The organism is [Flexibacter] sp. ATCC 35208 (assembly GCF_001975825.1).
In the GTDB taxonomy this organism is placed as follows: Bacteria; Bacteroidota; Bacteroidia; order Chitinophagales; family Chitinophagaceae; genus Chitinophaga.
Genome location: NZ_MTKN01000369.1, coordinates 1 through 327, shown reverse-complemented (window position 1 = coordinate 327; position 327 = coordinate 1). Strand labels below are relative to the sequence as shown.

1 pseudogene is annotated in these 327 nt (G+C 31.5%); it reads left to right on the top strand.

Features of this window, described 5'->3' with window-relative positions:
* Positions 1 to 125: 125 nt before the first annotated feature.
* Positions 126 to 327, top strand: a pseudogene (locus tag BW716_RS35955) (magnesium chelatase); the annotation flags it as partial.

The following is a 327-nucleotide window of genomic DNA, read 5'->3' as shown; positions in this document are numbered from 1 at the left end:
ACAACGATTTTATACATAACGCATATCGTAGAGGCGCACAGCAGTGCGTCTCCCGCAAAGAAATTCCACAATACATTTCATCTGCATAAAAATAAAAATATAACAAAAACAGATATTTCATAAAAATGGAAATAAATAACATAAACACTCTAGGTCAATTAAAAGCCGCAGGATATAAAAGTATAAGTATCAAAGACGAATTACGAAATAATCTTCGTGAGAAAATAAAATCGGGAAAACCTGTTTTTGAAGGCGTTCATGGTTTCGAAAATACTGTAATTCCAGAATTGGAACGAGCGATTTTATCACGTCATAATATTAATTTAT